Raw genomic sequence first — 6,651 nt, 5'->3', positions numbered from 1 at the left:
CCCGCCCCCGCACCGCCCCACCCGCACCCCGCGACCCAGCCGCCACGCCGCCCCGCCGACCCGGACGGACCCCTTACGTGTACGCACTCTTCTTCCGCCTCTTCTTCCGGCGCATGGACCCCGAACGCGCCCACCACCTCGCCTTCCGCTGGATCCGCCTCGCCGCCCGCGTCCCGGTCCTGCGCACCCTCGCCGCCGCCGTCCTCGACCCGCACCCGGAGAGCCTGCGCACCGAGGCCCTCGGCCTGCGCCTGCACAGCCCCTTCGGCCTCGCCGCGGGCTTCGACAAGAACGCCGTCGGCATCGACGGCATGGCGATGCTCGGCTTCGACCACGTCGAGATCGGCACCGTCACCGCCGAACCCCAGCCCGGGAACCCGCGCACGCGCCTCTTCCGCCTCGTCGCCGACCGCGCCGTCATCAACCGCATGGGCTTCAACAACGAGGGCTCCGCCGCCGTCGCCGCCCGCCTCGCGGCACGCCGACCCGTCCTGCGCACGACGGTCGGCGTCAACATCGGCAAGACGAAGCTCGTCCCCGAGGCGGAGGCCGTCGCCGACTACGTCGCCTCCACCCGCCGCCTCGCCACGCACGCCGACTACCTCGTCGTCAACGTCTCCTCGCCCAACACCCCGGGGCTGCGCGACCTCCAGGCCACCGAGGCGCTGCGCCCGCTGCTCCGCGCGGTGCGCGCCGAGGCCGACCGCGCGGTACCTCACCGCCGCGTACCGCTCCTCGTCAAGATCGCCCCCGACCTCGCGGACGAGGACATCGACGCCGTCGCCGACCTCGCCGTCGAACTCGGCCTGGACGGCATCATCGCGACCAACACCACGATCGCCCGCGAGGGCCTCGGCCTGCGTTCCGCGCCCGCCCTCGTCCAGGAGACCGGCGGCCTGTCGGGCGCGCCGGTCAAGGCCCGCTCCCTCGACGTCCTGCGGCGCCTGTACGCGCGCGTCGGCGACCGCCTCGTGCTGATCGGCGTCGGCGGCGTCGACACGGCCGACGACGCCTGGGAACGCGTCCTCGCCGGGGCGACCCTCGTCCAGGGCTACACCGCGTTCCTCTACCGGGGTCCCTTCTGGGCCCGGGGCATCAAGAAGGGCCTCGCGGCGCGCCTCGCCGCCAGCCCGTACGCCACGCTCGCCGAAGCGGTGGGCGCCGACACCCGGAAGGCCCGCGCATGAGCACCCCCGAGCCCTTCGGCGCGCGCCTGCGCCACGCCATGGACACCCGCGGCGCCCTGTGCGCGGGCATCGACCCGCACGCGGCACTCCTGCGCGAGTGGGGCCTCGACGACGACATCGCCGGGCTGGAGCGCTTCACGCACACCGTCGTCGAGGCCCTCGCCGAGCGCGTCGCCGTGCTCAAGCCGCAGTCCGCCTTCTTCGAGCGCTTCGGCTCGCGCGGCCTCGCCGTGCTCGAACGCGCCGTCGCCGACGCGCGCGCCGCCGGTGCCCTCGTCCTGCTCGACGCCAAGCGCGGCGACATCGGCTCGACAATGGCGGCCTACGCGGCGACCTACCTCGACCCGGCCTCGCCGCTCTTCTCGGACGCCGTCACCGTCTCGCCCTACCTCGGCTACGGCTCGCTGCGCCCCGCGCTCGACGCGGCGGCCACCTCGGGGGCCGGTGTCTTCGTCCTCGCGCTCACCTCCAACCCCGAGGGCGCCGAGGTGCAGGCCGCGCGCGCGGCGGACGGCCGCAGCCTCGCGCAGGTGATGCTCGACCACCTCGCCGCCGAGAACGCCGGGGCGAGCCCGCTCGGCTCCTACGGCGCGGTCGTCGGCGCGACCCTCGGCCGCACGGAGGCGGACCTCGCGATCAACGGGCCGCTCCTCGCCCCCGGCATCGGCGCCCAGGGCGCGACCCCCGCCGACCTCCCCGCGCTCTTCGGGGAGCAGACGCGCAACGTCGTCCCGAGCGTGAGCCGGGGCATTCTGAGCGCGGGGCCCTCGGTGGCCGGTCTGCGCGAGGCGGCGGAACGGCTGACCGACGAGATCCGGACAGCCCTCGCCTGAGACCGGGGCAGGGAGACGGGGCACGAGGCCGGGGAGGGTGGCGTGCGGCTCGCGGGGCGGAGGAGGGCGCACGCCTTCGTGGCGCGGAGGGTGAGGCGCGCGGCCTCCCGCCACGCGCCCTCCGCGCCCCGCGACTTCGGCGTCGAAGCCGCGGATCACGTCGCCGGGGCCCCGGATCGCGTCGCCGAGGCCCCGCACCGTGGTGCGCGCGCCAGGAAATCTCGGCCCCGCACCCCGAAAAGTGGCATGTTTTGCCCTAAATATCCCCGCCAACCTCAGCTGACCTGGACTTTTCCGCTGTTCTCGCTGACTCGGGCCCTCTGTGCCGCTAGTCTCCGTCGAGAGCGGACGTGCGCTGATCCCGGTTCGCCCGCTCACCCGGTGGAGAGCCGCCCGCGGTCGCACCGGTCCGTATCCGACAAGTTCGACATCCGAGGTGACGTAGGCGTGGCTCTTCCGCCCCTTACCCCTGAACAGCGCGCAGCCGCGCTCGAAAAGGCCGCCGCGGCTCGCCGGGAGCGGGCCGAGGTCAAGAACCGGCTCAAGCACTCCGGTGCCTCCCTCCACGAGGTCATCAAGCAGGGCCAGGAGAACGACGTCATCGGCAAGATGAAGGTCTCCGCCCTCCTCGAGTCGCTTCCCGGCGTCGGCAAGGTCCGCGCCAACCAGATCATGGAGCGTCTCGGCATCTCCAAGAGCCGTCGCGTGCGGGGTCTCGGCTCCAACCAGATCGCCTCTCTGGAGCGCGAGTTCGGCAGCACCGCGGCCTGAGAGCGGTGAGGTGCCGGGGGTCTCGGCCCCCGGCACCCCGGCACCGCCGTCCCCGGCAGCCGGCCGGGGCTGGAATAATCGCTTCATGGCTGCTTCAACCCCGGGGACGTCCCCCGCAGTGCCCCCGGACGCTCGTCCACGGCTGACCGTGCTCTCAGGACCCTCCGGGGTCGGCAAGAGCACGGTCGTCGCGCACCTGCGCAAGGAACACCCCGAGATCTGGCTCTCCGTCTCGGCCACGACCCGCAGGCCCCGCCCCGGGGAGCAGCACGGGGTGCATTACTTCTTCGTCTCGGACGAGGAGTTCGACAAGCTCGTCGCCAACGGTGAGCTGCTCGAATGGGCCGAGTTCGCGGGCAACCGCTACGGCACGCCGCGTGCCGCCGTCACCGAGCGCCTGGAGCGCGGCGAACCGGTCCTCCTGGAGATCGACCTCCAGGGCGCCCGCCTCGTGCGCGCCTCCATGCCCGAGGCCCGGCTCGTCTTCCTCGCCCCGCCGAGCTGGGAGGAACTCGTGCGCCGCCTCACCGGGCGCGGCACCGAGGAGCCCGAGGTCATCGAGCGCCGGCTGGCCGCCGCCCGTGTCGAGCTCGCGGCGGAATCGGAGTTCGACGTGACCCTCGTCAACACGGCGGTCGAGGACGTCTCCCGCGAGCTGCTAGCCTTGACATCCGTCTCATGATTTCTTTTTCCCCCGTCGGAAGGCAGAGCGTGTCCTCTTCCATCACCACGCCCGAGGGCATCATCAACCCGCCGATCGACGAGCTGCTCGAAGCCACGGACTCGAAGTACAGCCTCGTGATCTACGCGGCCAAGCGTGCTCGCCAGATCAACGCGTACTACTCCCAGCTCGGCGAGGGCCTGCTGGAGTACGTCGGCCCGCTCGTGGACACCCACGTCCACGAGAAGCCGCTCTCGATCGCTCTCCGCGAGATCAACGCGGGCCTGCTCACCTCCGAGGCCACGGAGAACCCGGTCCAGTGAGCCCCCGGCCGCCCGGCGCGACCGGTCGGCCTCCACCACGGGCCCGGCAGCACCGCTGCCGGGCCCGTGGTGTGTGATGGACCAGAGTGATCAGGCGGCGCGCACACCCCGTCGCGCCGTGATCAGGTGGTGCGCCCGCGGAACGCGTACCCGACCGAGCCGGGAGTGAGCGGTGACGAAGCCGAAGGTCGTGCTGGGCGTGAGCGGCGGGATCGCCGCGTACAAGGCCTGCGAGCTGCTGCGGCGGCTCACCGAGAGCGGCCACGAGGTACGGGTCGTACCGACCGAGGCGGCCCTGCACTTCGTCGGCGCCGCCACCTGGGCGGCGCTGTCCGGGCAGCCGGTGAGCACCGAGGTCTGGGAGAGCGTCCACGAGGTCCCGCACGTCCGCCTCGGCCAGGAGGCCGACCTCGTGGTCGTCGCGCCCGCCACGACCGACCTGCTCGCCAAGGCCGCCCACGGTCTCGCCGACGACCTCCTCACCAACACCCTCCTCACCGCCCGCTGCCCCGTCGTCCTCGCCCCCGCGATGCACACCGAGATGTGGGAGCACGCGGCGACCCAGGAGAACGTCGCCACCCTGCGCCGCCGCGGCGTCCACGTCATCGAGCCCGCCTCCGGCCGCCTCACGGGCGCCGACACCGGCAAGGGGCGCTTCCCCGACCCGGCCGAGATCTTCGCGTACTGCCGCCAGGTCCTCGCCCGCCCCGACGCGCCGCGGGACCTCGGCGGACGGCATGTCCTCGTGAGCGCGGGCGGGACCCGCGAGGCCCTCGATCCCGTCCGCTTCCTCGGCAACCGCTCCTCGGGCAAACAGGGGTACGCCCTCGCGCGGGCCGCGGCGGCGCGCGGCGCCCGCGTCACGCTCGTCGCCGCGAACACCGCGCTCGCGGCTCCCGCGGGCGTCGACGTCGTCCCCGTGTCGAGCACCGCCGAACTGCGCGAGGCGCTGCTCGCGGCCGCCCCCGAGGCGGACGCCGTCGTGATGGCCGCCGCCGTCGCCGATTTCCGGCCCGCCACATACGCCCCCGGGAAGATCAAGAAGAAGGACGGCGCCGAGCCCGAGCCGCTCGCGCTCGTCCGCAACCCCGATATCCTCGCCGAGCTCTCCGCGCACCGCGCCCGCGCGGGTCAGGTCGTCGTCGGCTTCGCCGCCGAGACCGACGACGTCCTCGCGCACGGCCGCGCCAAGCTCGCCCGGAAGGGCTGCGACCTGCTCGTCGTCAACGAGGTCGGCGAGACGAAGACCTTCGGCGCCGAGTCCAGCGAGGCCGTCGTCCTCGGCGCCGACGGCAGCGAGACCCCAGTGCCGTACGGGCCGAAGGAGGGCCTCGCGCACACGGTGTGGGACCTCGTCGCCGCACGCCTGGGCTAAGGGGACGCGGGTCCCGCCTCCCGGTCGTCGTCTCGCGGGCGGGCGACAGGGACGCGCCGAATGCGGCGCGGCCTCTGGCGCCTCGCGTGGCCCCCGGCCGACAATGCCTCCGACAGACACGGTGCCGCAGATCACAGCGCTCCCGAAAGGCGAGACACCCCGACCGATGGCACCGCGTGACCGATAAACTGGCGGGGAACCGTCCCGGGTGCAGCTCCCGGACGGTTCACCCATGATCAGCCAGCAGCCGCTGCAACCCCAGGGAGCGTTGTGTCCCGTCGCCTGTTCACCTCGGAGTCCGTCACCGAGGGGCACCCCGACAAGATCGCTGACCAGATCAGCGACACCATTCTGGACGCCTTGCTGCGCGAGGACCCCACCTCGCGCGTCGCCGTCGAGACCCTCATCACCACCGGTCTCGTGCACGTGGCGGGGGAGGTGACCACCAAGGCGTACGCCCCGATCGCCCAGCTCGTGCGCGAGAAGATCCTGGAGATCGGCTACGACTCCTCGAAGAAGGGCTTCGACGGCGCCTCCTGCGGGGTCTCGGTCTCCATCGGCTCGCAGTCGCCCGACATCGCGCAGGGCGTCGACACCGCCTACGAGAGCCGGGTCGAGGCCGCCGACGCCGTCGACGAGCTGGACCGGCAGGGCGCCGGGGACCAGGGCCTCATGTTCGGCTACGCCTGCGACGAGACCCCCGGCCTCATGCCGCTCCCCATCCACCTGGCCCACCGCCTCTCGCGGCGGCTCTCCGAGGTGCGCAAGAACGGGACCATCCCCTACCTGCGCCCCGACGGCAAGACCCAGGTCACCATCGAGTACGACGGCGACAAGGCCCTCCGCCTCGACACCGTCGTCGTCTCCTCGCAGCACGCCTCCGACATCGACCTCGACCAGCTCCTCACCCCGGACATCCGCGAGTTCGTCGTGGAGCCCGAGCTGAAGGCGCTCCTCGACGACGGCATCAAGCTGGAGACCGAGGGCTACCGCCTCCTCGTCAACCCGACCGGGCGCTTCGAGATCGGCGGCCCGATGGGCGACGCCGGACTCACCGGGCGCAAGATCATCATCGACACGTACGGCGGCATGGCCCGCCACGGCGGCGGCGCCTTCTCCGGCAAGGACCCGTCCAAGGTGGACCGCTCGGCCGCCTACGCGATGCGCTGGGTCGCGAAGAACGTCGTCGCCGCCGGTCTCGCCGCGCGCTGCGAGGTCCAGGTCGCCTACGCGATCGGCAAGGCCGAGCCCGTCGGTCTCTTCGTCGAGACCTTCGGCACCGCCAAGACCGAGGTCGACAAGATCGAGCACGCCATCACCGAGGTCTTCGACCTCCGCCCGGCCGCGATCATCCGCGACCTCGACCTGCTCCGCCCGATCTACTCCAAGACCGCCGCCTACGGCCACTTCGGCCGCCCGGAGCCGGAGTTCACCTGGGAGCGGACGGACCGCGTGGATGCGCTGCGCAAGGCCGCGGGCCTGTAGGCGCCCGCCCGGCACG

General features: G+C 73.0%; 7 protein-coding genes. All 7 read left to right on the top strand.

All coding sequences use genetic code 11. From position 1 onward, the window contains the following. The first annotated feature begins 77 nt into the window (after positions 1-77). The 7 genes from IF99_RS0113195 (at position 78) to metK (ending at position 6,635) form a co-directional block, all read left to right on the top strand. Positions 78-1,187, top strand: a complete 1,110-nt coding sequence (locus IF99_RS0113195) for a quinone-dependent dihydroorotate dehydrogenase (RefSeq protein ID WP_030996628.1) — start codon at positions 78-80, stop codon at positions 1,185-1,187. Continuing rightward, positions 1,184-2,020 carry an orotidine-5'-phosphate decarboxylase gene (gene pyrF, locus IF99_RS0113190; protein WP_030996627.1) on the top strand — a complete coding sequence of 279 codons (837 nt, stop codon included), beginning with the start codon at positions 1,184-1,186 and terminating at the stop codon, positions 2,018-2,020. Before IF99_RS0113195 ends, pyrF begins: the two co-directional genes overlap by 4 nt. 447 nt (positions 2,021-2,467) lie before the next feature. Beyond that, complete coding sequence (locus IF99_RS0113185) at positions 2,468-2,791, top strand: integration host factor (protein ID WP_007829338.1); 324 nt, start codon at positions 2,468-2,470, stop codon at positions 2,789-2,791. 85 nt (positions 2,792-2,876) lie between these two features. After that, a complete protein-coding gene (gene gmk, locus IF99_RS0113180; RefSeq protein ID WP_030996626.1) occupies positions 2,877-3,473 on the top strand; it encodes a guanylate kinase in 597 nt (198 codons plus the stop codon). A 29-nt stretch (positions 3,474-3,502) separates the two neighbouring features. Further along, positions 3,503-3,775, top strand: coding sequence for a DNA-directed RNA polymerase subunit omega (rpoZ, locus tag IF99_RS0113175; protein WP_008748975.1), 273 nt, complete (start codon positions 3,503-3,505; stop codon positions 3,773-3,775). A gap of 172 nt (positions 3,776-3,947) precedes the next feature. Next, positions 3,948-5,150, top strand: a complete 1,203-nt coding sequence (gene coaBC, locus IF99_RS0113170) for a bifunctional phosphopantothenoylcysteine decarboxylase/phosphopantothenate--cysteine ligase CoaBC (protein WP_030996625.1) — start codon at positions 3,948-3,950, stop codon at positions 5,148-5,150. Positions 5,151-5,420: 270 nt separating this feature from the next. Continuing rightward, positions 5,421-6,635, top strand: coding sequence for a methionine adenosyltransferase (gene metK / locus IF99_RS0113165; protein ID WP_030996624.1), 1,215 nt, complete (start codon positions 5,421-5,423; stop codon positions 6,633-6,635). The last annotated feature ends 16 nt before the right edge of the window (positions 6,636-6,651 follow it).

The organism is Streptomyces sp. NRRL F-5630, assembly GCF_000719475.1.
GTDB lineage: Bacteria > Actinomycetota > Actinomycetes > Streptomycetales > Streptomycetaceae > Streptomyces.
The sequence above is the reverse complement of the archived record's forward strand: the minus strand, read 5'-3'. Positions and strand labels throughout refer to the sequence as shown.